The sequence below is a fragment of the Chitinophaga sp. genome (assembly GCF_035564935.1).
Classification (GTDB): domain Bacteria; phylum Bacteroidota; class Bacteroidia; order Chitinophagales; family Chitinophagaceae; genus Chitinophaga.
This window is the reverse complement of the sequence record NZ_DATMTE010000612.1, coordinates 1-26,172: the sequence shown is the minus strand read 5'-3', so window position 1 is coordinate 26,172 and position 26,172 is coordinate 1. Positions and strand designations below refer to the sequence as shown.

The 26,172-nt window shown below is 48.2% G+C and carries 26 protein-coding genes; 18 read left to right on the top strand and 8 right to left on the bottom strand.

The genetic code is table 11. The features are described from left to right. From serS to VN105_RS15595, 4 genes are all read left to right on the top strand, one after another. Positions 1 to 1,125, top strand: a 1,125-nt coding sequence (gene serS, locus VN105_RS15610; protein WP_325642456.1) for a serine--tRNA ligase, incomplete at its 5' end; no start/stop codon positions are given. 132 nt (positions 1,126 to 1,257) lie between these two features. Further along, on the top strand, positions 1,258 to 1,800 hold the full coding sequence (locus tag VN105_RS15605) for a GNAT family protein (protein WP_325642455.1): 543 nt from the start codon (positions 1,258 to 1,260) through the stop codon (positions 1,798 to 1,800). A 692-nt stretch (positions 1,801 to 2,492) separates the two neighbouring features. Further along, positions 2,493 to 3,578, top strand: coding sequence for a HesA/MoeB/ThiF family protein (locus tag VN105_RS15600; protein WP_325642454.1), 1,086 nt, complete (start codon positions 2,493 to 2,495; stop codon positions 3,576 to 3,578). A gap of 2 nt (positions 3,579 to 3,580) precedes the next feature. Further along, positions 3,581 to 4,330, top strand: a complete 750-nt coding sequence (locus VN105_RS15595; protein ID WP_325642453.1) for a sulfite exporter TauE/SafE family protein — start codon at positions 3,581 to 3,583, stop codon at positions 4,328 to 4,330. A gap of 70 nt (positions 4,331 to 4,400) precedes the next feature. On the opposite strand, the gene moaA is transcribed toward VN105_RS15595, so the two are convergent. Both moaA and VN105_RS15585 read right to left on the bottom strand, forming a co-directional pair. Beyond that, positions 4,401 to 5,378 carry a GTP 3',8-cyclase MoaA gene (moaA, locus tag VN105_RS15590; protein ID WP_325642452.1) on the bottom strand — a complete coding sequence of 326 codons (978 nt, stop codon included), beginning with the start codon at positions 5,376 to 5,378 and terminating at the stop codon, positions 4,401 to 4,403. Positions 5,379 to 5,383: 5 nt separating this feature from the next. Then, positions 5,384 to 5,755, bottom strand: a complete 372-nt coding sequence (locus tag VN105_RS15585) for a DUF7009 family protein (RefSeq protein ID WP_325642451.1) — start codon at positions 5,753 to 5,755, stop codon at positions 5,384 to 5,386. 77 nt (positions 5,756 to 5,832) lie between these two features. Between VN105_RS15585 and moaD the strand changes: the two genes are divergently transcribed. Both moaD and VN105_RS15575 read left to right on the top strand, forming a co-directional pair. Then, entirely contained in the window at positions 5,833 to 6,066 is a 234-nt protein-coding gene (gene moaD / locus VN105_RS15580) for a molybdopterin converting factor subunit 1 (protein WP_325642450.1), read from the top strand. Positions 6,067 to 6,095: 29 nt separating this feature from the next. Continuing rightward, positions 6,096 to 6,497 (top strand): molybdenum cofactor biosynthesis protein MoaE, encoded by a 402-nt coding sequence (locus VN105_RS15575; RefSeq protein ID WP_325642449.1) that lies wholly within the window; start codon positions 6,096 to 6,098, stop codon positions 6,495 to 6,497. A gap of 108 nt (positions 6,498 to 6,605) precedes the next feature. On the opposite strand, the gene VN105_RS15570 is transcribed toward VN105_RS15575, so the two are convergent. Continuing rightward, entirely contained in the window at positions 6,606 to 7,205 is a 600-nt protein-coding gene (locus VN105_RS15570; protein ID WP_325642448.1) for an NTP transferase domain-containing protein, read from the bottom strand. Then, the gene (gene moaC, locus VN105_RS15565; RefSeq protein ID WP_325642447.1) at positions 7,189 to 7,674 is read right to left on the bottom strand and encodes a cyclic pyranopterin monophosphate synthase MoaC; all 486 of its coding nucleotides are present in this window, start codon (positions 7,672 to 7,674) and stop codon (positions 7,189 to 7,191) included. Before moaC ends, VN105_RS15570 begins: the two co-directional genes overlap by 17 nt. 47 nt (positions 7,675 to 7,721) lie before the next feature. On the opposite strand from moaC, the gene VN105_RS15560 reads away from it, so the two are divergent. The 3 genes from VN105_RS15560 (at position 7,722) to VN105_RS15550 (ending at position 11,698) form a co-directional block, all read left to right on the top strand. Continuing rightward, on the top strand, positions 7,722 to 8,930 hold the full coding sequence (locus VN105_RS15560) for a molybdopterin molybdotransferase MoeA (protein ID WP_325642446.1): 1,209 nt from the start codon (positions 7,722 to 7,724) through the stop codon (positions 8,928 to 8,930). An 89-nt stretch (positions 8,931 to 9,019) separates the two neighbouring features. Beyond that, entirely contained in the window at positions 9,020 to 10,468 is a 1,449-nt protein-coding gene (locus tag VN105_RS15555; RefSeq protein ID WP_325642445.1) for a DUF1800 domain-containing protein, read from the top strand. A 24-nt stretch (positions 10,469 to 10,492) separates the two neighbouring features. Further along, complete coding sequence (locus VN105_RS15550; protein WP_325642444.1) at positions 10,493 to 11,698, top strand: DUF1501 domain-containing protein; 1,206 nt, start codon at positions 10,493 to 10,495, stop codon at positions 11,696 to 11,698. Positions 11,699 to 11,762: 64 nt separating this feature from the next. Here VN105_RS15550 and VN105_RS15545 read toward each other — a convergent pair whose 3' ends face one another. The 3 genes from VN105_RS15545 to VN105_RS15535 all read right to left on the bottom strand — a co-directional run bounded on the left by VN105_RS15545 (position 11,763) and on the right by VN105_RS15535 (position 16,269). Further along, complete coding sequence (locus VN105_RS15545; protein ID WP_325642443.1) at positions 11,763 to 12,275, bottom strand: hypothetical protein; 513 nt, start codon at positions 12,273 to 12,275, stop codon at positions 11,763 to 11,765. A gap of 126 nt (positions 12,276 to 12,401) precedes the next feature. Beyond that, a complete protein-coding gene (locus VN105_RS15540; RefSeq protein ID WP_325642442.1) occupies positions 12,402 to 14,450 on the bottom strand; it encodes an OPT family oligopeptide transporter in 2,049 nt (682 codons plus the stop codon). A gap of 112 nt (positions 14,451 to 14,562) precedes the next feature. Continuing rightward, positions 14,563 to 16,269, bottom strand: coding sequence for a peptide MFS transporter (locus tag VN105_RS15535; protein ID WP_325642441.1), 1,707 nt, complete (start codon positions 16,267 to 16,269; stop codon positions 14,563 to 14,565). 169 nt (positions 16,270 to 16,438) lie between these two features. Between VN105_RS15535 and purD the strand changes: the two genes are divergently transcribed. From purD to VN105_RS15490, 9 genes are all read left to right on the top strand, one after another. After that, positions 16,439 to 17,716, top strand: a complete 1,278-nt coding sequence (gene purD / locus VN105_RS15530) for a phosphoribosylamine--glycine ligase (RefSeq protein ID WP_325642440.1) — start codon at positions 16,439 to 16,441, stop codon at positions 17,714 to 17,716. A gap of 274 nt (positions 17,717 to 17,990) precedes the next feature. Continuing rightward, complete coding sequence (locus VN105_RS15525) at positions 17,991 to 19,013, top strand: rod shape-determining protein (RefSeq protein ID WP_106527013.1); 1,023 nt, start codon at positions 17,991 to 17,993, stop codon at positions 19,011 to 19,013. Positions 19,014 to 19,104: 91 nt separating this feature from the next. Then, on the top strand, positions 19,105 to 19,992 hold the full coding sequence (mreC, locus tag VN105_RS15520) for a rod shape-determining protein MreC (protein WP_325642439.1): 888 nt from the start codon (positions 19,105 to 19,107) through the stop codon (positions 19,990 to 19,992). Next, positions 19,989 to 20,498, top strand: coding sequence for a rod shape-determining protein MreD (mreD, locus tag VN105_RS15515; RefSeq protein ID WP_325642438.1), 510 nt, complete (start codon positions 19,989 to 19,991; stop codon positions 20,496 to 20,498). The genes mreC and mreD overlap by 4 nt, the downstream gene beginning before the upstream one ends. Before the next feature lie 52 nt (positions 20,499 to 20,550). Then, the gene (mrdA, locus tag VN105_RS15510; protein WP_325642437.1) at positions 20,551 to 22,488 is read left to right on the top strand and encodes a penicillin-binding protein 2; all 1,938 of its coding nucleotides are present in this window, start codon (positions 20,551 to 20,553) and stop codon (positions 22,486 to 22,488) included. A 30-nt stretch (positions 22,489 to 22,518) separates the two neighbouring features. After that, entirely contained in the window at positions 22,519 to 23,805 is a 1,287-nt protein-coding gene (gene rodA / locus VN105_RS15505; protein ID WP_325642436.1) for a rod shape-determining protein RodA, read from the top strand. Between the two features lie 12 nt (positions 23,806 to 23,817). Beyond that, positions 23,818 to 24,564, top strand: coding sequence for an MBL fold metallo-hydrolase (locus VN105_RS15500; RefSeq protein ID WP_325642435.1), 747 nt, complete (start codon positions 23,818 to 23,820; stop codon positions 24,562 to 24,564). Between the two features lie 99 nt (positions 24,565 to 24,663). Next, entirely contained in the window at positions 24,664 to 25,518 is an 855-nt protein-coding gene (locus tag VN105_RS15495) for an AraC family transcriptional regulator (protein ID WP_325642434.1), read from the top strand. 39 nt (positions 25,519 to 25,557) lie between these two features. After that, positions 25,558 to 25,905, top strand: a complete 348-nt coding sequence (locus VN105_RS15490; protein ID WP_325642433.1) for a nuclear transport factor 2 family protein — start codon at positions 25,558 to 25,560, stop codon at positions 25,903 to 25,905. A 42-nt stretch (positions 25,906 to 25,947) separates the two neighbouring features. On the opposite strand, the gene VN105_RS15485 is transcribed toward VN105_RS15490, so the two are convergent. Next, positions 25,948 to 26,172, bottom strand: a 225-nt coding sequence (locus VN105_RS15485) for a hypothetical protein (protein ID WP_325642432.1), incomplete at its 5' end; no start/stop codon positions are given.

Genomic DNA, 26,172 nt, shown 5'->3' with positions numbered 1-26,172 from the left:
ACACAGGCCCAGGTTAATAGTTTATCTAAAGAAATCGGTAAACTGATGGCCCAGGGTAAAAAGGAAGAAGGAGAAGCGCAGCGCGCTGCGGTAGCGGCCTTGAAAGACCGCCTCGGCCCGGTGAATGAAGAGCTGAATGCCACCGAAAAGGCGTTGCAGGACGCCCTGGTAAAGCTTCCTAACCTCCCATCCGCCCAGGTGCCTGCCGGTAAAACACCGGAAGAAAACGTGGAAGTGCGCAAAGGTGGTAAAATTCCGGACCTGTATGCAGGCGCCGTTCCTCACTGGGACCTGGCCAAGCAATACGACCTCATCGACTTTGAACTGGGTAACAAAATTACCGGCAGCGGTTTTCCTGTTTTCAAGAACAGGGGCGCCCGGTTGCAACGTGCCCTGATCCAGTACTTCCTGGATTACAATACCACCAATGGCTACACCGAGTATGCACCACCTTACCTGGTAAATGAAGCCTCTGCTTACGGCACCGGCCAGCTGCCCGATAAAGAAGGCCAGATGTATCATGCCACAGCAGATAACTACTATCTCATTCCAACTGCGGAAGTACCGGTAACCAACATTTACCGCGATGAGATCCTAAAAGATACCGACCTGCCGGTGAAGATGACGGCCTATACACCCTGTTTTCGCCGTGAAGCGGGTTCTTACGGGAAAGATGTTCGTGGATTGAACCGCGTTCACCAGTTCGATAAGGTGGAGATTGTGCAGCTGGTACATCCTGATAAATCTTACGAGGCGCTGGATGAAATGGTAGCGCATGTGGAAGCCTTGCTGAACCAGCTGGAGCTGCCGTATCGTATTCTTCGTTTATGCGCCGGTGATATGGGCTTTACTTCTGCCATTACCTACGATTTCGAAGTATATAGCGCCGCCCAGCAGAAATGGCTGGAAGTAAGCTCTGTGAGCAACTTTGAAGCCTATCAAACACACCGCATGAAAATACGGTTCAAGGAAAACAATGGCAAGCCGCAGTTGCTGCATTCCCTGAATGGAAGCTCCCTGGCATTGCCGCGTATCCTGGCCTGCCTGCTGGAAAACAACCAGACCATTGAAGGCATACAAATACCAACTGTGCTGCAGAGCTACTTCGGCAGCCATATGATATAAGCCGCTATTACGGATAATCTTTAACGGATGACGGGTTCGCGAAAGATGCCCACGGAATAATATCCGCCGGCATCTGCCGCAAATCCGTCATTCGTCGTTTGGAATTTGTAATTTTCACCGGCAATGCTACTTATGAAACATTTCCTGCCCACTGGCGACGAACTCATCATTCGCCGACCCGAACATAATGATGCAGCAGCTTTGCTGGCCAGCTTCCAGCGCCTGACGCGGGAAACCGATTACCTGCTTTTTACACGCAGCGAATCGATGGAACTGGATATTGCTTCAGAAGAGGATTATATCCAGTCGTACCTCGATAATCCCAATCAACTTTTGCTGGTGGCCGTAGTACAAGACCAGATCATTGGCTCCATTAATGTAAACCATAGTGGGTTGTATAAAAAAGCACATACAGCAGAAATAGGCATTGCCGTGGAAAAGCAGTGGAACAACATGGGCATCGGCCGCCGCCTGCTTACGGCTATGTTGCGCTGGACCGAATCGCGCAACGCCCTGCGGATGGTATACCTGCATGTTTTTTCCACCAATGAAAAAGCGATGCAGCTGTACCGCAATTTTGGCTTTATGGAATGCGGGCGCCTGCCCAATGCCATTTTGCAGAAGGATGGGAATTATGTGGACCTGGTAACTATGTTCCTGGAGCTGAAACACTGAAAGGCTTCATGGTAAAGGGAGTACAGATACTTCCCGCATACTTCCTGGTTACTTCCCGGATACTTAGGACTCGTGTATGTGTCGTACTTCCCATACACTTCTCGTACACTCCCCATACACTCCCCATACACTCTTCATACACTCCCCATACACTCTCCATACACTGTGCATGCTCTTGTCTCGTCCTGTGCATGCTCTTACCCCGGTTTTGTCCCGGTCTAGTCCTACTATAGGTTTACAATAAAAATTCTTAGTCCTGCCAAATGTTTACCTCGTGGTTTGTAAATCCTGTGGGTGGTTTACAACAATATTCTTTCTTTCTCCATTTGGCCTGGATTTTTCCGCCGAACCTACGAAATCCGGCAAAAAGCGGCAAAAGCGGCGGATTGGTTTTGCCGCTTTTTGCCCGGATGCTAATTTAGCGGTAAACTTTATTTCAATCCATGTTATTTACAATTGTCTGCGGAGCGGCACCTGAGCGCCTTCAGCGGATATTGCGGATCATGACAGGTCAGGGAGCACTCGCTATTTAAAGTCGTGTATTAGGGATAGCCGTAACCCTGAACTAATAAAGCTTATACCGGACAACAATCATTGTAATCATCTAAATCCTGCGTCAGACAACCTCCGCTAAAAACACCCGTTAGAAATTGTCCCAAATACGATTAATTTTAGGGTCTAAACGAAGCAGTATGGACAGATATGACAGGCAAACGAGACTGGAAGGATTTGGCCCCGCAAAACAGGCATTGCTGCAGCAGGCTAAGGTACTGGTGATCGGGGCCGGCGGCCTCGGGGTGCCGGTGTTGCAATACCTCACTGCAATGGGAATAGGGACCATTGGCATTGTGGAACATGATGTTGTTTCCATCACCAACCTGCAACGGCAGGTACTGTATACCACCGCCGACCAGGGCAAATCCAAAATTGAACAAGCCGTAAAAAGGCTGCAGCAGCTGAACCCGGAGGTAACCCATATTTTACACGATACCTGGCTCACCACTGATAATGCCCTGGAACTTTTCGGTAAATATGATGTAATTGTAGATGGCTCAGATAACTTCGGTACCCGTTACCTGGTGAACGACGCCTGTGTAATTACCGGCAAACCGCTGGTGTATGGCGCTATCTATAAATACGAAGGGCAAGTGAGCGTATTCAATTACCAGGAAGGCGCTACCTACCGCTGTATTTTCCCGGAGGCGCCGGAAAGCGGTGAAATGCTTAACTGTAACGACATTGGCGTGCTGGGAGTATTGCCAGGTATTATTGGATGTTACATGGCCAATGAAACCGTGAAAGTAATTACCGGTATCGGTACACCGTTGCGCAACCAGTTAATGACGATCGATACCCTGAACAATACCCATCTTACTTTTAATATCACCCCGGTAGCGGCGAACCGGCAAATTACTTCCCTGCAGGAGAATTACCGGCAAACGGTTTGTGAGCTGGAAGGGGTACAGTCATTATCTGTACAGCAGTTAAACGACTGGTTACAACGTGATCTGCCTTTTATGCTGCTGGATGTAAGGGAAGATGATGAGTGGGAGATCTGCCATATTCCTAAATCCGTGCATATTCCTATGGGACGCGTGCTACAGCAGTTAGCTGCTATCCCGGATGATGTACCGGTAGCGGTGTTGTGTCATCATGGGATGCGCAGCAGGGCAGTAGCGCAGCGGTTAACGGAATCAGGCTATAACCGTGTATACAATATAGAAGGCGGTATCCATGCCTGGGCCAGTGCCATTGATCATCAGATGCAAACTTATTAACCGTGATCCCTGAACTCTGTATCCTCTTTTTTATTGTAGCGCTGGCATATTCAGCGGCCGGATTCGGCGGCGGTTCCAGCTACCTCGCCATCTTATCGCTTCCCCTGTGGATGGTGGATTTCCAGTTGATGAAATCCACTGCTTTGTTATGTAATGTAGCCGTAGTGAGCGGAGGTGTTTATCACTTTTATAAAAGCGGCCACCTGCCATTGAAAAAGGCCTGGCAGTTATCGCTGGTAAGTGTGCCGCTGGCTTTTATAGGGAGTTACCTGCCTATGAAACAGGCTACCTTTTTCCTGTTGCTGGGGCTTGCGCTTACATTGGCGGCGATATTAATGTGCTACCGTTTATTTTTTGAGAAGGAAGAGCCTATTATCCCGGCCAATAAGGAAAAGGGCATTGCCTATGGCATTATTGGCGGTGGCATAGGATTACTTTCCGGTATGACCGGTATCGGTGGAGGGATCTATCTTTCGCCGGTATTGCGGCTAGGCAGATATGATACGGCTAAGAACATTGCGGGATTGAGCAGTTTCTTTATCCTGGTAAATTCCATTGCGGGATTATGCGGTCAGGCGGCAAAACATGCCATTGTACTTGATGTGAAATTTGCCGGTCCTTTGGTACTGGCGGTTATTGCGGGTGGCCAGATTGGTGCGCGGTTAAGCGCAAAAGTGCTGAACCCGCGCTGGGTGGCAGGTGCAACGGCTTTGCTGATATTGTATGCGGGTGTGCAGATGTTGCTGAAGTAGTGCCCGTAAGAACAGGAAAATGCAGGTGTTGGCCGCCAACTCCGGTGTGCAGGTATTGCCGAAATAACGGTTATCCGCCTATCACCGACATGCTCTCCATATTTTTCTCCGTGTGATGTTGTTCTGCTTCGAAACCATCGGCAAAACGCGCGTGGATGGCCGATTGTATGGCTGGCAGCAGGAGATGTTGCCGGCCTTCTTCTCTCATCATCTCCTTTACATTCAATACATCATTACCATAGAGGCATGTTTTCATACTACCGGTAGCGGATATACGAAGACGATTACAGGTGCCACAAAAAGTACGGCTATAGGCAGGAATAACGCCTATATTGCCTTTATGGCCGGGAATGTGATAGTTGAGGGAAGTAGAATGGGGCGCATCCGCTGTTTTTTGCAGCGTATAGTCTTCCCCGATAGTAGAAAGGATCTTGTGATAGTTCCATACAATCCCTGAAAATGCGTGTCCCTGCCCGTTAAAGGGCATTTCCTCGATAAACCTTACTGACAATGCGTTATTGCGTGTAAGTTCGGTAAAAGCGCTTAGTTCATCAGTATTCACGTTTTCCATCACCACCGTATTGATCTTGATCTGCATATTATGTTGCAGCAGGCTTTCCAGCGTATTCATTACAGCAGGAAACCGGTTGCGGCGGGTAATCTGGAGGAAGCGGCCGGCCTGCAGGGTATCCAGGCTCAGGTTGATATGTGTGATTCCCAGTTGTTGCAAGGCGGGTATATATGCCTGTGTTAATACGCCGTTGGTGGTAATGGCAATTTCCCGGATACCGGGAATCGCTTTTATTTTTTCCAGCAGGTTCATTAAACCCGGGCGCAGAAAGGGTTCTCCACCGGTGATCCTTATTTTGGAGATACCTGCAGCGGCAAGTGTTTGCAGTAGCTGAAGAATTTCGTTGTCGGTAAGTAATTCCCTGCGTTGCACAAAATGCATATGCTCCGGCATACAGTAGGTACAGCGGAGATTGCACCGGTCTGTAACCGACAGGCGTACGTAGTCTATAATACGGTGATGTGCATCTGTGAGCATTGCTATCAGCAGTTTTTGCCGGCCATCGGGTTGTCGAATGCCTGGCTGTCGTCCTCGTTTCTGTCTGTAAGACATTTAAAATCTTTCTCCACCAGGATGGTTAGCTCCGAGCCATCGGCATTGGGCAGCACCAGTTCAAAGCCTACCTGGTCGGGCGCATACCAGGCAGCAAGACGGGAAAGTGGCAGCAGCAGGTGTACGCCATCGTGCTCCATTTTTATAACAGGATCAGCAATATCCTTTCCCCGGAGGCAGAAATGAAGGGCGCTGGCGCCTATATGCGTAATTGATTCCGCTTTCCCGGTTGCTTCCAGGAGTTCCATATCTACTTTATCCAGGCGATATCTTATACTGTTGCCTCTTAACCGTATTTTCATAAAATTGATTTTCTGCCGTATTAAAATTACTACTTTATCGGGGCTATATTGTAGTTTTAACCAACAATTTACGGAGTATGGGTATATTATTGTTCGGAGCGGCCAAAGACATTGCCGGTGTACCGGTGCTCAACAAACCGGAACATATTACAGATGTAGCCACCCTGAAGGCCTGGCTGTTTGAGGTATATCCTTCGTTGCAGCAGCTCCGGTCCGTGATGATAGCGGTAAACCGGACCTATGCAGCTGATACACAGGTAATAAGCAGCGGGGATGAAATTGCGGTGATCCCGCCGGTGAGTGGAGGCTGAGTGTTGTTTTTAGTTTTAGTATTTAAAAGATGGAAATATTAATAGATATTAAAGATACCATTACCGTGCAGGAAGCGCTGGATTTCATTCATGCGCCGGAATGCGGCGGGGAAGTGATTTTTTCCGGCACCGTGCGTAATCATACCAAACAACGGCCGGTATTGAAATTATTTTATGAATGTTATGAGGCGATGGCTATTTCAGAAATGCAGAAGATAGCAGCGCAGGTAGCAGAAAAATGGGATGTGCAGCGCCTGGCTATGCTTCATGCCGTTGGTGATAAGTATCCTGGTGATATTGCGGTGGTAATAGCGGTGGCTTCTGCCCACAGGGGGATTGCTTTTGATGCCTGTGAATTTGCAATAGATACCCTTAAAGAAACTGTTCCTATCTGGAAAAAGGAATTTTTTGCAGATGGTGAAATTGTATAGCACAACTATGCAGCCGTATCCCCGGCAACATTTGCACCCGGGAACGGCAGCCAGCCGTTAATACCGCCGAAGTTTAGACTTATTACCGGTTAACAATTCCAGTCGGGTTTATTTCTCCAGGTCTTTCAGCGCTTCCGCCTTTTCTTCGGGCGTATTGGCATTAAACTGTTCTGCTGCATACGGATTGTGAAAAAGTGCAATCTCTGTATTCAGCATGGTTTTGCGCGGGCAATTTTTGCCGGCATTTACATTTTCCTGTAATGAATTTAATCCTGCAGGTTCCCAGATGGAAATAAGTGGTTCCGGAAGGTTGTTTACCGGGCTTATAAAAGTAGTAGCTGCTTTGCCGGCGTCGCGGGAGGCAATAAGTAATTCAAGGCTTTGTTTGCTGAGCAGGGGAAGGTCGCAGGCGATGACCAGCCAGGCGGTTTCCGGTTGCAGCGCATGGGCGGTCAGCAACCCGGCAGACGGTCCGCCAAAAGGCACCGAATCGGGCACCAGGTACGGATAGCCATCAAAATCAGCCTGCTGTTCTTTCCGGCAGGAAATATACACTTCCGGCAGCAGCGATTGCAATAAGGTAACGAGATATTGCCATTGGGGCATACCATGATAGCGGATGCTGCTTTTATCTTCCTGCATGCGGATGCTGAAGCCGCCGCAGAGTACCAGTCCTTTTAACGGCGCGTTGTTACCGGGTATAGTCATGTTTACCACCTGTTTTGCTGATGAGTTTTGTTTCCCGGATGATCATATCCTGGGTAAGGGCTTTACACATATCATAAACGGTAAGTGCCGCCACGCTGGCGCCGGTAAGCGCTTCCATTTCCACGCCTGTTTTACCGTTGGTTTTTACCGTGCAGCGGATCACCGCTTCTTCTTCTTCCATGTGTATTTGTACATCGCAGCCGTCCAGCAGCAAGGTATGGCAAAGCGGGATGAGTTCCGGCGTTTTTTTTGCCGCCATGATGCCGGCAATAATAGCGGTTTGGAATACGCCACCCTTGAGGGTTTGGATATCCTTTCCGTGAAACTGGTCGCGTATCACCTGCGGCAGGTACACACGGCTCTCGGCAACGGCTATACGATAAGTATCCAGTTTGCCGCTGATGTCTACCATAGCAGGCTGGCCGCTTTCATTCAGGTGTGAAAAAGCATTACTTGATTCATTGGACATAATATCATAAATTTAAACAAGTTCACTTTATACAAAAGTAATTCAAAATGATGTTGACTGTTGCTGCTGCATTTAAGGCTGTGATGCAAACTGTGCGGGACCTGGGAACCGAAACGGTGCCATTTGAATCCGCCGCCGGCCGTATTTTGCGGGAGCCTGTACTGGCCGACAGGCCCTTTCCGCCATTCGACCGGGTAACCATGGATGGCATTGCTGTTAATTACGACAGCTTTGCCCGCGGTCAGCATATTTTTGGTGTGGAAGATATACAGGCTGCGGGCGCACCGCAGCTACAGCTTTCCAACACTGCCAACTGTATAGAGGTGATGACCGGCGCCATATTACCGGAAATGACAGATACAGTGATCCAGTATGAACATCTTACGCCTTCTGAGCATGAAGGATTTCGCCGTTTTACAGTGCATGGTGTTGTAAAGAAGGGGCAGAACATCCATAAAAAAGGATCAGATGTTGATGCGGGGGCTGAGCTGATAAAGCCTGGCACGCTTATAGGCCCCGCAGAAGCCGGTGTGCTGGCTACGGTAGGGCAAACCACGGTGGAAGTAAGCAAACTGCCGCGGGTAGTAGTGATTGCCACCGGGAATGAGCTGGTGGCGGTACATGAAACACCAGAGCCCCATCAGGTGCGTATTTCCAACATTTACAGCCTGCTGGCTTCGCTGGCGCAACTGGGCATCACCGCCCGTTATGTGCATTTACCCGATGATGAAGCGGAAATGAAGGATCAACTCCTGCCCCTGCTGCAGGAAACGGATATATGGATCAGTTCAGGCGCCGTAAGCGCCGGTAAATACGATTTCCTGCCCGCAGTATTAGAGCAGCTGGGCATGCAACAGGTATTTCATAAAGTACAGCAGCGACCCGGGAAGCCTTTCCTGTTTGGCACTTTCAAAAATGGTCCTGTTGTGTTTGCCTTGCCGGGTAACCCGGTATCAGGATTTATGTGTTTCTACCGGTATGTGCACGCATGGATACAATCTGCTATGGGCGCGGACTTGCCGGAACCGGTTTATGCACAGCTGTCGGAGAAGGTTATTTTTGATGCGGCACTGGAATATTATTTACCGGTAAAACTGCAATCACAGCCCGATGGCATGCTATTGGCTATACCGCAACCTTACCAGGGCTCGGGAGATCTGGCAAGTTTGCTGAAAGCAGACGCCTTTCTGACGTTGCCGCTGGAACAGGATGTTTTTGAAAAAGGAAGCAGTTACCAGGTGTGGCGGTTCCGTTAAGCAAACGTTCCCGGTGATTTTTCAGTGAAACAACTCCCGACTGGTTAAACCCGTTCTGCATTTGATAGTCTCACTACAAATAAATGCTTATGGCTGAAGTTGCCCGTAAAATTCAAATGCAACATCTCGCCTGGCGCGCTGGCTTCGGAGAAACCCTCCCTGTGATCTCCCACTGGGAAAGCAAAAGGCGGGAAAAAATTGTGAATAAAGTGCTTATCGGCCCTGCAAGAGCGTCAGTTACTTCTGTAGATGTAGTAGCAGCAGATGACCTTCCGGATTACAGGAAGCAGAAAACAATGACCCGGGAGGAAAAGAAGGCAGTACGGAAAATGAACGACGAGGGCATTAAGGACCTGAATGTATCATGGGTTAATGCGATGGTACATAGTGAACATCCCCTCCGGGAAAAGATGAGTCTTTTCTGGCATGGTCATTTTGCCTGCCGTACACAAAATGTATTATTCAACCAGCAGCTGTTGTCGGTAGTGCGTGAAAACGCCATTGGCAACTTTGGCGATCTGCTCAGCGCAGTGTCCAAAAGCCCGGCCATGCTGCAGTTCCTCAATAATCAGCAGAACCGCAAGCAACATCCCAACGAAAACTTTGCCCGCGAAGTAATGGAACTATTCACCATGGGAAGGGGCAATTATTCGGAACAGGATGTGAAAGAAGCTGCAAGAGCCTTTACAGGATGGGGATTTGATGAAACAGGCACCTTTGTTTTCAGGGCGAAACAGCATGACGATGGCATAAAAAATTTCCTGGGAAAACAAGGAAATTTTAATGGAGATGATGTGTTGAAAATATTATTGGAACAACGGCATACAGCCAGGTTCATTACCGCAAAAATATACCAGTACTTCGTATCAGAAACGCCTGATGAGGAGCGTATTAATGCATTGTCTGAAAAGTTTTACCAGGCAGGATATAACATTAAATCCCTGATGAAGGAAATATTTATGGCCGATTGGTTTTACGATTCCAATATTGTGGGTAACCGGATCAAATCACCTGTGGAGCTGCTGGCAGGGATCCGCAGAACCATTCCCATGACCTTTGAAAAGGAAGAAGTGATGTTGCTGTTCCAGCGCGTATTGGGACAACTACTTTTTTATCCGCCCAATGTAGCCGGGTGGCCTGGCGGACGGAGCTGGATAGACAGCTCCAGCCTGATGTTCCGCCTGCGTGTGCCCCAGGTAATATTATATTCCCAGGCTTTTAATGTGAAACCCAAAGAGCTGACCCCTGAAATGGGCGATGGCGCTAACTATAAAATGACCCTGCAGATCAACGATTTCCTGAAGCGGCAATTCGCAAAAAAAGTGAATGCAAAGATAGACTGGGATCCCTATTTAGCAGGGTTTGAGAAGGTGCCAAGAGAAAAGCTGGCCGATGAAATTGCAGGCGTTTTATTACAGCAGCCCGGTAATGTAAGCCGGTCGTTGCTGGAGAAATACGCCGACAGCAGCAGCCGGGAAAGCTATATTAAAACAGTAACGATTGATGTGATGAGTACACCGGAGTATCAATTATGTTAACTTCTAACCGCTAAAAGTAATGCTATGCTGATTCTCAACAGGCGCCGTTTTTTACAGGCAGGCTCACTGGCTTCTGCCGCGTTGATGATGCCAAAGTTCCTTAAAGCGCTGGAAAGAGGCCACCTGGTGCCTCCGGGTAACAAGGTGTTGGTGATCATTCAATTGTCTGGTGGTAATGATGGACTGAACACCGTTATTCCTTACCGTAACGATATCTATTATAAAGCGAGGCCGTCGCTGGGGATTAAAAGAGAAGCAGCCCTTTCATTGAATGATGAACTGGGGATCCATCCTGCGCTGAAAGGCTTAAAGGCATTGTATGATGATGGTGCGCTTGGTATCCTTAACAATGTGGGTTACCCTAACCCCGACCGCTCGCACTTCCGCTCTATGGACATCTGGCATTCTGCCAGCCAGTCGAACGAATACTGGTCCGATGGCTGGATAGGCCGTTACCTTGATGCACAATGTAAGGGATGCGATAAGCCTACCCAGGCCCTGGAAATAGACGATACCCTGAGCCTGGCCTTAAAAGGCGACAGCGATAAAGGGCTTGCAATGACCGACCCTGCGAGGCTTTACGGCACCAGCAATGATAAATATTTTGCAGAGCTTTTAAAGCAACATGCCGGCGGAAATGATCATCATAATAATGCGGATTACCTGTATAAAACGATGGGTGAAACTATTTCTTCCGCCGCCTATATCCAGCAACAGTTTAAAACATATAAATCTTCCGCGCCGTATCCCAATACAGAACTAGGGAGGAACCTGCGAACCATTGCCAACCTGGTGATGTCGGATATCAACACGAAAGTATATTACGTATCGCATGGCAGTTTTGACACGCATGTAAACCAGCAGGATCAGCAGGCCCGCCTGTTTGGCCAGTTGAGCGATGCGTTAACCGTGTTTACGGATGACCTGAAAAACAATCGTCGTTTTGATGATGTGGTAGTAATGACCTTTTCTGAATTTGGGAGAAGGGTTAGTCAGAATGCCAGCGGGGGCACCGATCATGGCACCGCCAACAACATGTTCCTGGTGGGTGGCGGATTGAAACAGCCGGGGCTTATCAACAGCGGTCCGGACCTGCTTAACCTGAAAGACGGCGACCTGCAATACCAGGTGGACTTCAAAAGCGTATATGCCACCCTGTTATCCAGCTGGCTGGGCGCCGATGACAAGGCGATACTGAAAGCAGAATACCCGCATTTGTCGTTTGTTTAACGCGCGGATTTTGTCTGACTCAGACAAAATCCGCGGCAATCGCCAAAGGCGATCCTCTCCCCGCTCACTGCCCCTGCTGGGTTACGCTCGCCCTGAAGGCCCCGTCTTTCGTGATGCGCGGCCCGCCAACACCGGTGGCATCCTTTAGTGTGCCGGAAAAAGTGCCTTCCACTGCCTGGTTGTCTATATTGGTGATAGTGATAACAAAATCAGTGCTACCAGCTGAAGTAAGGTTGGTGTAGTAAGTGCTGTTCAGGGAAATGAGCATACCATTTCCCTTTAGGGTGGCAGGGTATACGCCCGGTTTAAACGGCATGGCTGCAGTAGCTAATGTAAACGTAATTACATCGCCATTGTAACTCTGGCCGGTGATTTCCATGGTAGGATAATCATTATCCGGGTTTTCATCTGTTAAATTGGGCAAGGTGATGATGCCCTTCGGATTTTCTGAAAGATAAATGCTGCTATCCAGCTTCAATGATATAAATCTGCGTTGGCGACTATCGTTCTTATCCTTGTCGCAGGAAATGCCCAGTAAAACAATGGTGCTGAGCAATGCGGTAACTAATATGCGCATAGGTTATATTATAATCTGTTTTAATTGATCCGCGGCTAAATTAAACATTTAAAAAATAAAAACGGATGCCGGTAATGGATTGTTACACCCTGTTACCGGCACTGGTATGATCTTGAAAAGTTTGATCTAGGCTTTGCGGGCAGTGCGGTACAGGTACCAGCCCATAAACGCAAAAAAGGCGCATCCTATTATGTAGTAGCCACCCTGCCCGAGGATATTTGTGAGCAGCTGTTGATTATTGAGTTTGGCAAGGATGACTGCCGACCAGTCGAAGCCCGCCAGGATGGCGATAATCACGCCGGCCACTGCTCCCCCGGCTACAAGACCTGTGGCAAAAAGATTGCCTTTACCCAGTTCTTCCTCTTCCGGGGATGCTTTTTTATTGGCTTTCTTTTGCTGATGATCAACCACACCACGGAGAGCGCCACCAACAAAGATGGGCAATGTAGTGGATAAGGGAAGATAGGCGCCCACCGCAAAAGAAAGCGAATTAACGCCGCACAGCTCCATGGTAACCGCGAGAAAAACACCTACCAGTACAAATTGCCAGTCGAGGTTAAATGAAAGAATTCCCTTTGCCAGTGTAGCCATGAGCGTACCCTGCGGGGCAGGAAAGTATGCGCTGCCGATTGCATGTTCGGTTACGCCATGCGCTATCATATCTGCCGTAGGCTTATCAAGGAACTTTACTGTTAAACCAATTACCACGGAAGAAACAATGGCCCCAATGAACAATGCAATTTGCTGGTACATAGGGGTAGCGCCTACAATGTAGCCTGATTTCAGGTCCTGGGAAGTGCCACCGGCATTTGCTGCTGCAATACAGATCATCCCGCCTACTACCAGCGCCATGGGTTCATACACTTTGCCGGTCCAGCCAACAGCAATAAACACCAGGCAGGTGCCCATCAGTGTAGCGATGGTCATCCCGGAAATAGGATTATTGGACGAGCCTATGAGGCCCACAATGCGGCTTGATACCGTAACGAAGAACGCGCCGAATACTACCACGAGCAAGCCTACCAGTAGTTTTTTACCGATGGAATCGCCCGGGAGCTGCGGCAGGAAGGCCATCAGCAGGATCAGTGCGATACTGCCAAACAGTACTACTTTCAGGCTGAGGTCTTTTTCTGTTCTTGGTACATTCCCTTTTGCGTCTTTATTACCAGGGCCATCTTTGATAGCGCCCAGGCTGCCTTTGAAAGAGGAAATGATGGTAGGAATAGTTTTTAACAGGGTGATGAAACCGCCTGCTGCTACAGCGCCGGCGCCGATCTGTCTTACGTAGGCGTAGTATACAGCAGATGAATAATCAGAGAAGGTATGCGTAAGCGGGTTCCAGTCGCCCTGCCCGCCCGGCGTTTGCAGGTTGGCGAGGTAGCCTATTTTCACCAGCTGGGTGGCAATCATATCAGCCGGCAGCAGTGATGCCAGTAAAGGAATGAGCGCCAGCCACGACAGTACGCCGCCGGCTACCAGTACCCCTGCAATACGCGGGCCTATAATATAACCCACACCCATATACTCCGGTGTGATATCGGCGCTGATCTTAGCGGAAGGGAAAAATTTGCTGGCCTGTTTGGTCATGTATTCCGGTGTTTCGGCAATTACATGAAGGACCTTTTGCAGGATGGCATAGGCAAAGGCAAAGCCCAGGCCATAGAAGGCGGTTTTGGCAAAGTCGCCCCCCTTCTCCCCGGCTATTAAAACATCGCCGCAGGCGGTGCCTTCGGGGTATGGAAGGGTTTTATGTTCTTTTACGATCAGCGATTTTCTCAGGGGGATCATCATCAGTGTACCCAGGATACCACCGAAGATGGCGAGAATGAGTATGGTAAAGTAGTTGAAGAACTGGGCGCCGCCCCCATCGCTCAGGAACAGGAAGCCCGGAAGAGTGAATACTACTCCCGCAGCTATGGATTCGCCGGCAGATCCGGTGGTTTGGATGATGTTGTTTTCCAGGATGGTGGTGTTGAAGAATCTTCTTCCTAATGTAATGGCGATAACAGCGATAGGGATAGATGCAGAAACGGTAAGACCCGCTTTCAGCGCCAGGTACACAGTGGCGGCGCCGAAAATGATACCAAATACGCAGCCAAGCAAAATGGATTTCAGCGTAAATTCCTTCATTTGTACGCCGGGTGCAACAAAGGGTTTGAAGTTGTTATCAGACATAAGACTGTTTATGGATTACAGGTAGAGATGTTATAATGAATGAATTTACTTTTAAAAAAGGAAAGGAGGAAAGTTCTCAGCTTTCCTCCTTTCTTTTTATAATGAGATCGACTTACCGGACACCATGCATCCACTTTTTCAGGAAGCTGGTAGAGAGGAACAGCAGTACGGCAGCACCGCCTGGCAGGATCACAAATACCATGAAAAACTCATAGAGATTGTGGATGGTGAAACCTGCGAAGGTAGGATAATGTGCAGCCAGTTTAAGTTCGTGTAATTTATCCAGTTGCTGCGCAGTGGCAGTGATAGTACCATCGAGGATGCCTTTCAGATCGATCCCGTTTTGGGTAGCGAGCTGATATTTATCTACAGTGGGAGGCAGCAGTGCGCCCAGGGTACCGGCCAGTGCATAACCGGCGGCATTGGCGAGGAACCATACGCCCATAAGCAGGGAAGAAAAACGGTGAGGCGCCAGTTTTGCTACCAGCGACAACCCGATTGGCGACAGGCACAATTCGCCGAGTGTATGGAAAAGATACATCAGGATCAGCCAGCTAACACCCAGTTTTTCGTTAGGGCCGAGGCTCTTCATCTGCAGGGCAATGATAAAGAAGCCGAATGCCAGTAACGCCAGCCCGATGGACTGTTTCATCGGGGAGATGGGTTCCAGGTTACGCTGTTGTAATTTAAGCCATAACCAGCTGAAAGGCAATGCAAATACGATGATAAAGATAGAGTTGGCGTTTTGAACGAAGGAAGGAGGCATATCCCAGCCAAAGAGGCGGCGATCTGTTTGATAATCAGCTACAAAGGTAAGGGAGGAACCGGCTTGTTCAAAGCAGGCCCAGAAGAAGATAACGAAGAAGGCCACGAAATAGATAACAGTGATTTGTTGTCTTTCTACTTTGGTGATGGATTTATCGGTAAGGATTAATACAGCAAGGCTGATACCGGCTGCATATATAAATGGATACACCCAGGATTTGATAGGGTTGGGATCGAGCGACAGGAAATGGATACCAAAGAAAAGGACCACCATTAAAACGAGTACGCCAACAATGGCGCCGGTAGTGAATTTGGCTTTATCGGCTTCGCCGGTGGTAGTGGCAGGTTTGGAAAAATCGGGTTTGGCGCCAATCGCTTCGCCGTTTGGCTTTACCACGTACTTATCTTTCAGGAAGAAGAACAGGATGGTGCCCAGGAACATGGCCACACTGGCAGCGAGGAATCCCCATTTGAAAGCGCTTACCATTCTTACGCCATCTACTTTTACATCGCCAAGGATAGGGCAAATGAGCATGCCGAGGAAGGCGCCCATGTTGATACCCATGTAAAAGATGGTGAAGGCAGAATCGAGGCGGCCATCGTTTTTAGGATAAAGCTGGCCTACCATGGAGGAGATGTTGGGTTTAAAGAACCCGTTGCCTATGATAATAACGAAGAGGGCGAGCCAAACGATCATTTTGGCCGTTTCCACGTTGGTAGCATAGAGAATGGCGCTGAGCACCATAAGGAGCTGGCCTACGCCCATTACAAAACCGCCTAATATAATACAGTTCCTGTTACCGAGATACCTGTCGGAGATGTATCCTCCCAGCATCGGGGTTAGATAACATAAGCCAAGAAAGCCGCCATAGATGATAGAGGAATCTGCTTCTGAGAAAGCCAGTGCATTTACCATGAAGAGCGTTAACAACGCCCGCATGCCATAAAAATTGAAGCGTTCCCACATTTCCGTGGCAAATAGTACTGAGAGCCCTTTAGGGTGGCCCTTCTCCGAGGCAATAGGGGACTCTTGTGCAACAGTAGTTTGCATCATAAATTGGTTAGTTTTAGCAATAGTTGTTTAGATTTTGTGAACCTTTAAATATGGCAAGTTAAATAAAATCGTTAATCTCCGTAAAAAAATGGTATAAATGCTCATTTTTTGCGGTTTTTTGATCTTTCTTTGCACTTTCTTTCGCATCTGCATTTATTAGGCAATTCATATGAACATACTATTACTTGGAAGTGGTGGCCGGGAACACGCACTGGCTCTTAAAATGTCACAAAGCACCCTTTGCGGTCAGTTATTTATTGCACCGGGTAATGCCGGTACCGCTCAATGCGGCACGAACATTAACATGGGGGTAAGTGAATTTGAAAAGATAAAGGCCTTTTGCCTGGAGAATGCGATAGACATGGTGGTGCCCGGATCAGAAGAGGCCCTGGTGAACGGGATCTACGATTTTTTCCGGAATGATCCGCAGCTGCAGCATATCCCTGTACTGGGTCCTTCGAAGGAAGGCGCGCAGCTGGAAGGAAGTAAGGCTTACGCCAAGCTGTTTATGGAAAGGAATAATATCCCTACTGCTGCTTACCGGGAGTTTAATGAGCAGAACTATGAAGAGGGCCTGGCTTATCTTCAACAGCACTCCTTACCAATTGTGTTAAAGGCCGACGGCCTGGCAGCAGGTAAAGGCGTGGTAATAGCGGCTACCTACGAGGAAGCGGCGGAAGAATTTGAGCAGATGATCCGCTCAGCTAAGTTTGGAGATGCCAGCAAAACCGTGGTAGTAGAGCAGTTCCTCACAGGTATTGAGTTGTCGGTATTTGCAATTACAGATGGGCATACGTATAAGATATTACCTGAAGCAAAGGATTATAAAAGAATCGGGGAAGGCGACCTTGGGTTGAATACCGGCGGTATGGGCGCTGTATCTCCTGTGCCCTTTGCGGATGCCGCATTTATGAAAAAGGTGGAGGATGAAGTGATCCGGCCAACAATAGCGGGCCTTTCCAGGGAAGGTATTGTATATCACGGCTTTGTCTTTTTTGGCCTGATTAATGTAGAGGGTTCGCCCTTTGTAATTGAATATAACTGCCGTATGGGCGATCCGGAAACGGAAGTTGTGATGCCACGTTTAAAGAACGATGCCCTGGAACTGTTTAACGCAGTGATGACCGGCAATCTGAGCGGGCAAACCATATATGCCGATGAGCGTGCAGCCGCTACAGTGATGCTGGTATCGAAAGGATATCCTGAAGCATATGAAAAGAATAAGGTGATCAATGGCATCCCGGCGCCTGGCCGCGACCAGGTGGTGTTTCATGCCGGCACGCGCCAGGAAGGCAACGAGGTGCTGACCAATGGCGGCCGGGTACTGGCTATCACTTCACTGGCATCAGACCTTACAATGGCGCTGGCGCATTCTGTACAAACAGCGGAGCAAATTACATTTGACGGCAAGGTATACCGCCGCGATATCGGTTATGAATTCGTGTAGGCGTTGACCAGGCTTTATTTACAGTGGGGAGGACTGGTACAGGACAATTGAAAAGCGGGACTTGTAAGGGCACAATTTTAGGCAGCAGGAACAATTAAAACGGGGTTATCCCGTTCATCTGGTCGGAGCATAAAGAGAGCTGTTACTATGCCGTTTATACAACAAACAACTTTTTTTAATATTTAGCTGTATTATTGCAAGAATATCCATTTTTTGCATCGTATATTCGTTGGAATTATTCATTTTTGCATTCTAATTTTTGACCGTATCAACAATGGGATTTTTTAATTTTTTAACGCAGGAAATCGCGATTGATCTTGGTACAGCGAACACGCTGATAATTCATAATGACCAGGTGGTAGTGGACGAGCCTTCCATTGTAGCGATAGAACGGGCTAGTGGCAAAATTGTGGCAGTAGGAAAAAAAGCCATGATGATGCACGAAAAAACACACGAATATCTTCGTACTATACGTCCCCTGAAAGATGGCGTGATAGCGGATTTTAATGCCGCTGAAGGAATGATCAGGGAACTCATAAAAATGATTTACCCCAAGAAACCCTTATTTGCACCCAGCTGGCGCATGGTGATCTGCATTCCTTCCAGTATTACGGAAGTGGAAAAGAGAGCAGTGCGCGACTCTGCTGAGCAGGCAGGGGCCAAAGAGGTATACCTGATCCATGAACCTATGGCTGCCGCACTCGGTATCGGTATCGATGTGGAAGAGCCGGTAGGTAACATGATCATTGACATAGGCGGTGGTACCACCGGTATCTCCGTAATTGCGCTGGCAGGTATTGTGTGCGACCAGAGTATCCGTATTGCCGGTGATGAATTTACCGCTGATATCATGGAAGCCCTGCGCCGTTATCATAGTCTCCTCATCGGTGAAAGAACCGCAGAGCAGATCAAGATCCATATCGGATCGGCCCTGAAAGAACTGGATAACCCACCGGATGATATTCCTGTTAACGGAAGGGATCTGGTAACCGGTATTCCCAAGCAGATCATGGTATCTTACCAGGAAATTGCGGAAGCCCTTGATAAATCTATCTTTAAGATCGAAGAGGCCATCCTGAAAGCGCTGGAAACAACGCCTCCTGAGCTGGCATCAGATATTTACCGCAGGGGTTTATACCTGACCGGCGGCGGTGCGCTGCTGCGCGGGCTGGATAAACGTCTTACCCAAAAAATCAAACTGCCGGTACATGTAGCGGACGATCCTCTACGTGCGGTGGTAAGAGGTACTGGTATTGCCCTGAAGCATGTTGGCAAGTATCCGTTCCTGATGCAATAAAACTATTTGTGATCCGGATATGTTGCTATTCATCCTGCTGGAAAGAACAGCAATATATCCGGATAACCAAATCCTAAAATAGTGCGCGCTTGTGCGAAATCTAATCATTTTCTTTAGGCGATATTTTAACTTCTTCTTATTTCTGCTGCTGGAAGTGATTTGCATGGTGCTGGTGTTCCAGCATAACAACTTTCAGCGTGCCGCCTATCTCAGCTCCGCAAATGACATCAGCGGAAAATTATATGATAAGTATAATAACGTACAATATTACTTTCACCTGAAGTCGACCAACGACAGCCTCGTGAATGAAAACATGCGCCTGCACAATATGCTCCGTACCAGTTACGACAGCATGATCACCACCAACGGCATCAAAACAGATACCATCCGCCAATACAGCGATGATACCGCACACCGGGTCATTGGTACACAGATCCGCCGGTACGAGTACTTCTCCGCTAAAGTGATCAATAATTCCATCAATAAGTCTGTTAACTATATTACTATTCACCGCGGCAGCCTGCAGGGCATCCGTCCCAATATGGGCGTTATCAGCAGCAGTGGCGTGGTGGGCGTGGTGAGAAGCGTAAGCGATAACTACGCAGTAGTGCTGTCGATGCTCTCTAAATCCAATTCCGTTTCTATCAGTGCCCGCCTGGGACAGGGAAAGGAAATGGGTTCCGTTCACTGGGATGGCGAAGATGCCGGTTATGCCCTGCTGAAAGATGTGCCGAAAAGCGCTAAAATACATAAAGGAGATACTGTAGTGACCAGTGGCTTCTCTGCCCTGTTCCCTGAAAACATCCCCATCGGTTATGTAGAAAGCATTGCCGTGGGAGATAAGGCCAGCACTGCATTTACTATCCGGTTAAAATTGGCTACCAATTTCTTTAACCTGCAATATGTGTATGTGATAGAAAACCTGTTGAAAGAAGAACAACAACGATTGGAAGATTCAACGTATAAGTTGATTAAATGAGTATACTGTTAAGAAATATAATCCGCTTTGTGCTCCTGCTGCTGATTCAGGTGTTTGTGCTCAATGAAATATTGTTGCACCAGCTGGTGAGCCCCTATCTTTATATGCTGTTTATACTGGCGCTGCCTTTCAACCTGCCACGCCCGGTGCTCATGCTCCTGGGTTTGCTGATGGGGCTTTCGCTGGATATGTTTATGAATACACCGGGTATGCATGCCGCTGCCTGTGTGTTCATTGCTTACCTGCGCCCGTTTATTATAAATATCCTATCGCCACAGGGAGGTTTTGAAACTACCCAGAAAACGCCTTCGATGACCAGTATGGGCGTGTCCCAATTTCTCATCTATGCTGCTATCCTGGTATTCCTGCACCATGCGCTTTTCTTTACACTGGAAGTATTTGGTATGGGCAACCCTTTATACCTGGTGATGAAGATCGTTTTTTCAACACTGGCCAGTCTTTTCCTGATTGTACTGTATGAACTGCTGTTCTTCTCGAAAAAATAGTATCTGCTTTTTACGTAGGTTTGTAACTTAAAATAATTCCGTCCTTAATAGTATGTCAGTATTTAATCAGCCCAGGAAGAGAGTAATACAGCTGATCATACTTGGGATGGTAGTACTGATCATCACCAGGTTATTCTTTCTCCAGGTAGTGGAAAAGAAATACGCCAAGCTGGCGGATGCCAATGCCGTGCTTCGTAAGGTCATTTATCCAAGCCGTGGTATCATCTACGACCGGCAGAACCGCAGCATCCTTGGCAACGATGTATTGTATGACCTGGTGGTTACGCCTGCCAGCGTAAAAAACATTGATACCGGTTATCTCTGTAATATTTTAAAAATAGATAAGGAAGAATTCAGAAAACGGATCGTTACCGCTATTGTAAAGAACGGGCGGGTAAGACAATCGGTTTTTGCCCCGCTCCTGGCGCCGGAAGTATTCGGGCAGCTGCAGGAAAGCATGTACCTTTTCCAGCCCGGCTTTGAACTGATACCACGGCAAATCCGCTCCTACCCTTATTCTGCGGCGGCTAATATCCTCGGGTATATTGCGGAGATCTCCCCCGCCATGTTAAAAGACACCGCTAATTACGCACTATATAACTCCGGCGACTATCTCGGATTTACCGGCCTGGAAAAAACCTATGAGCCGGTGCTCATGGGCCAACGTGGTATACAATACCTGGTTAAAGATAACCTGAACAGGCCGCAGGGCTCTTATGAGAACGGCGAATTTGACAGTGCGGCGGTAGCCGGCAGGAACCTGCGCCTTTCCCTGGATATTGAACTGCAGGTACTCGGTGAAAAATTAATGAAAGGCAAATCGGGCAGTATTGTAGCCATCGATCCGCAAACAGGCGGTATCCTGGCAATGGTAAGCGGCCCGAGCTTTGATCCTAACCTCCTCACAGGTTCATACCGGAGCGCCAACTTCAGCAAACTGTACACAGATACTACCAAGCCGCTGTTTAACCGTGCTATCCAGGCTACTTATCCGCCGGGATCTACATTTAAACCGATGATTGCACTGGTTGGGCTGGATGAAGGAGTAATTACCCCCAGTTTTGGTTACCCCTGCGGCGGCGCCTATTACGGTTGTTCACGGCCTATCAAGTGCGAACACCATGATGCAGGGCACGCAGCCAACCTGCGGCTGGCTTTGTCGCATTCCTGCAACTCCTATTTTTCGCACGTATACCGGCTGAGTGTGGATGCTGCTAAATTCGGGGGAATCAAGGTAGGCGGTATGCAGAAATGGGCCGATTATATGAACAGCTTTGGCTTTGGCCATAAGATAGGAATAGATATTCCCAGTGAAGGCCGGGGGCTGGTGCCGGATAAGAAATATTACGATGCCAGGTACAAAGGCAGCTGGAACTCCTGTACCTCTGTATTCTTAGGTATCGGACAGGGGGAATTGCTGTTAACACCGCTGCAAATGGCTAATGCCATGTGTATTGTGGCTAACCGTGGTTCCTACTACATCCCGCATTTTGTGGCCAGTATTGATAACGACAACACCCATCTCCTGGATAAATACAAGCAAAAACATGATGTGGCGCATATCTCTGATACCGCTTACAGCGCGGTTATTCATGGTATGACGGATGTGGTGGAGAGTGGTACCGGCCGTATTGCACAAATTGAGGGCATTACTATTGGTGGTAAAACAGGTACCGCAGAGAACTATGGTATAGTGAACGGTGTAAGAACAAAACTGAAGAACCACGCAGTGTTTGTGGCCTTTGCCCCTGCAGAAAAAGCACGTATAGCCATTGCCGTGATCGTGGAAAACTCCGGTTTCGGTGCGAAGTATGCAGCGCCTATTGCCAGTTTGATGATGGAGAAGTACCTGAAAGACAGTATCTCTACCAAACGCCAGCCGCTGTTGAAATCAGTGATGGAAACCGTAACAATAGATCAGGCCATGCTGGCTAAATCGCACCTGGATTCACTGAATCAGAACGCGGTTATTAAGAAGAATAAGCCTTAACCAATTATCGAATAAACCGATTAATCAATAATGAACCGCTCGCAAGCCAAACTGACACAAGGGATTGACTGGCCAATAGTTGGCCTGTACCTGGCATTGGTGATCATAGGCATCATGTCTATTTTTGCTGCGGAATACCGGGGGGATGATAATGTGTGGCAGGATATCCTGCACCCCAGTAAAAACTATTCAAGACAGCTCATCTGGTTTGGCGTGTCTATAGTGCTGGCGGCCATTATATGGCTAACGGACAGTAAGTTTTTTACCGCCACAGCCAATCTCATGTATGCGGGAGGGCTGTTGCTGTTGCTGCTGGTATTGGGGATAGGTAAAGATGTAAAGGGATCGCATTCCTGGCTGGTGATCGGGGGATTCCAGTTCCAGCCCGCGGAGCTCACCAAGCTTTGTACCAACCTGGCACTTGCCAAGTACCTGTCGTCGCAGGAAACAGATTTCACCAAACTACGATCGAGGCTGATCGCCGCTGCACTGGCCCTGATACCTGCAGGTATCATCATTTTGCAGGATGAAACAGGATTGGCGCTGGTATATTTTTCCTTCTTCCTGGTAATGTTCCGTGAGGGATTGCCCGGCGTACTGCTGGTAATCGCCTTCTCGGGAATTGTGCTGGTATTGTCGGCCCTGCTGGTTGACCGAACGGTACTCTTTATTATTTTCACGGTCATCACCGCGCTGGTCATATATTTTATGCGGCGCGAAATAAAACGAAAGCGATCGAAGCTGGCGCTGATACTGGGCATTTATGCCTTCTGCGGGCTTTTTGTAATGTTCGTGGTGCCTTTCGTATTTACCAAAGTATTGAAGGATTACCAGGTACGCCGTATTGAGGTGATGCTGGGTAAGGAAAACGATCCGAAAGCTACCTATAATACCCGGCAGAGTATGATTGCCATCGGCTCCGGCGGTTTCTGGGGGAAGGGATACCTGAAAGGTACCCAAACCCGCTACGATTTTGTACCGGAACAAAGTACCGACTTCATTTTTTGTACAATAGGGGAAGATTTCGGCTTTTTCGGCAGTGTTATTTTCCTGGCGATTTATGTAGCCCTGCTTTTCCGGATCATTTTTGTGGCGGAGCGACAGCGATCGACCTTTACACGGGTGTATGCATACGGGGTGGCCAGTATCATCTTTTTCCACCTGGCCATTAATATCGCCATGACCATAGGGTTGGCGCCGGTGATAGGTATCCCGCTGCCATTGGTGAGTTATGGAGGATCGTCCCTGATGACATTTACCATGCTGATATTTATATTGCTCCGGTTGGATGCCGACCGCCAGATGGTGTTAAGATAGTATCTTTGCAAAATGGCACGTATCATTCCATTATCAGAAGGGTCATTTACCGTAGACGGGACCAAGAAGTTTTTTCCTTTTAAGCTGGGAACAGATAGCATGCAGGACCGCCCGCATGGTTCGTTACTGGTGGAAATACAGCCGTTCCTGATAATTACCGACCGCGATTATATTTTATTTGACACCGGACTGGGTTTCCGTAACCCCGATGGCGTATTGCAGATCCATCAGCACCTGATCGACAATGGCATTAATCCAATGGAGATCACCAAAGTATTGATGAGCCATTTGCATAAAGACCACTCTGGTGGCGTTTCTTCCGAAGATCCTATCACGGGGGAACGCACCCTCAATTTCCCCGGCGCTACTTATTATGTGAACAACGAGGAAATGCTTTACGCTGTGGAGCATTCCGGAAAATCCTATCTCTCCGAAGATATTATGCTGTTACAACAGCGGGATAACGTGGTGTTCACTACCGGCAACGGTACTATAGACGGGTATATTCATTATGAAGTAACCGGTGGCCACTGTCCTTATCACCAGGTATTCCTGGTAGATGACGGGGAGGATAAAATATTTTTCGGGGGAGATGTGGCGCCGCAGATATCACAAATGAAAAGCCGGTTTGCAGCCAAATATGACTATGACGGCAAACGCAGCATGGAACTCCGCCAGGAATTTCTGGAGCGTGGCAAACAGGAAGGCTGGACTTTCCTCTTTTATCATGATACCAAAGAACCCTTTGCTAAATTTTAAGCGGATTTTGTCTGACTCAGGATTAAACTGATTACCCTGATTACCCTGATTTGATTTTGTAATGATTTATAAAAGATTTTGGGAGATAAGAAGATGTATATGCCGTTTGACAGCCTGTCGCTTGCAGGACAGCATACCATTAAAACATGGGAACAACAGGGCCGGAACTGGGCATCGTATAGTGTTTACCAACAACAGGCGGCGCATGAACTCTATATTCCGCAAACGGTGCTCAACCTGGTGATACAGGGTGAAAAAAGAATGTACGACGGCAGGCAGGTACATTACCTGCAGGCCGGCGATGTGATGATAATTCCGGCCGGCAGCCTGCTCTGCTCGGAGATATTGCAACCCCGGCAACAATACGGGAGTATTAACCTGGTAATCCCCGATGAGATGATCCTGGCATCGCTCAAAAAAAAGGGTAGAAAGAACAATGTTCCCGGGCGGGCATTAACCACGCTCCCGGTTAGCCGCCAATGGCGCCACTTCACACAGTCACTTTTGCGCCGGTTTACAAATGGTCACCTTTCAGTTCCTGATTGCCATGATATTATCCCGGAAGCGCTTCATCTTATTTCCGGCAATGAGCCGGTAAGCGCAATGCTTACCAAAGCCGCCATGTTCCCGCTTCCTGACGTAATGGAGAAGCTGAGCACCGGCATCGCAGAAGTGCGTTTACTAGAGGAAATGGCCGCAATGGGGCACATGAGCACCGCCACATTGAAACGCCGTTTCAGGGATATTTATCATAGTTCTCCCATGCATTGGGTATTGGAAAAACGGCTGCAGATGGCTGGCTTCCTGTTGCGCACCACGGAGCAGCCCATCCCGGAAATAGCCTATAGCACCGGGTTTGAGGACGTGACCCACTTTTACCGGCAGTTCCGCCATTGTTTTAAAGTAACCCCTTTGCAATGGCGTAAAATGGAAACTGATCTTTTCAGCAAATAGGCGTATCTGCCGGCGGCTTATATTGTGTGAAAAAAAGCAATGGAAAGTCTTACCCACATTGGCGAAGCCTGGCTTCAGGCATGGAACTCCCACAACCTCAACGAAATAATGTCACATTACGATGACGGAATTGTTTTTTATTCTCCCTTAATTAAAAAGATCAATAACGATCCTACCGGCCGTATCCAGGGGAAGGAGCAGTTACGCGCTTATTTTAAAAGGGGGTTGGAAGCCTATCCTGATCTGCATTTTGAATTGTATCACATTCTTGAAGGAGTAAATTCCATTGTGCTTTATTACAAGAGCATCAACGATAAATTAAGTACGGAACTGATGGTGATTAATGACAAGGGGCTGGTGGTTGAAGTAAGGGCGCATTACAAATAACCGGCGGGATTGAATTGCGGGACGGGGTTCCCGTAATTCTTCCTATTGTCTTCTTCTCGGGCCTTGCCCCATCCGGTTCATGCGTTGTGTATTGAGATGGTTAACCATAATGGTCCGGAACTCTCTTTCGCTTTTAAACACCATGCCTGCTTTCCTGCCGGGGAGTACCCGCTGAAATTCTGTACTGTAGCGGGATTTGATATCCAGCATCCGTTTCTCGTACTTCAGTTCCTTGTCCATATTTTTCCGGGCGGCGTCGTCGGCGTT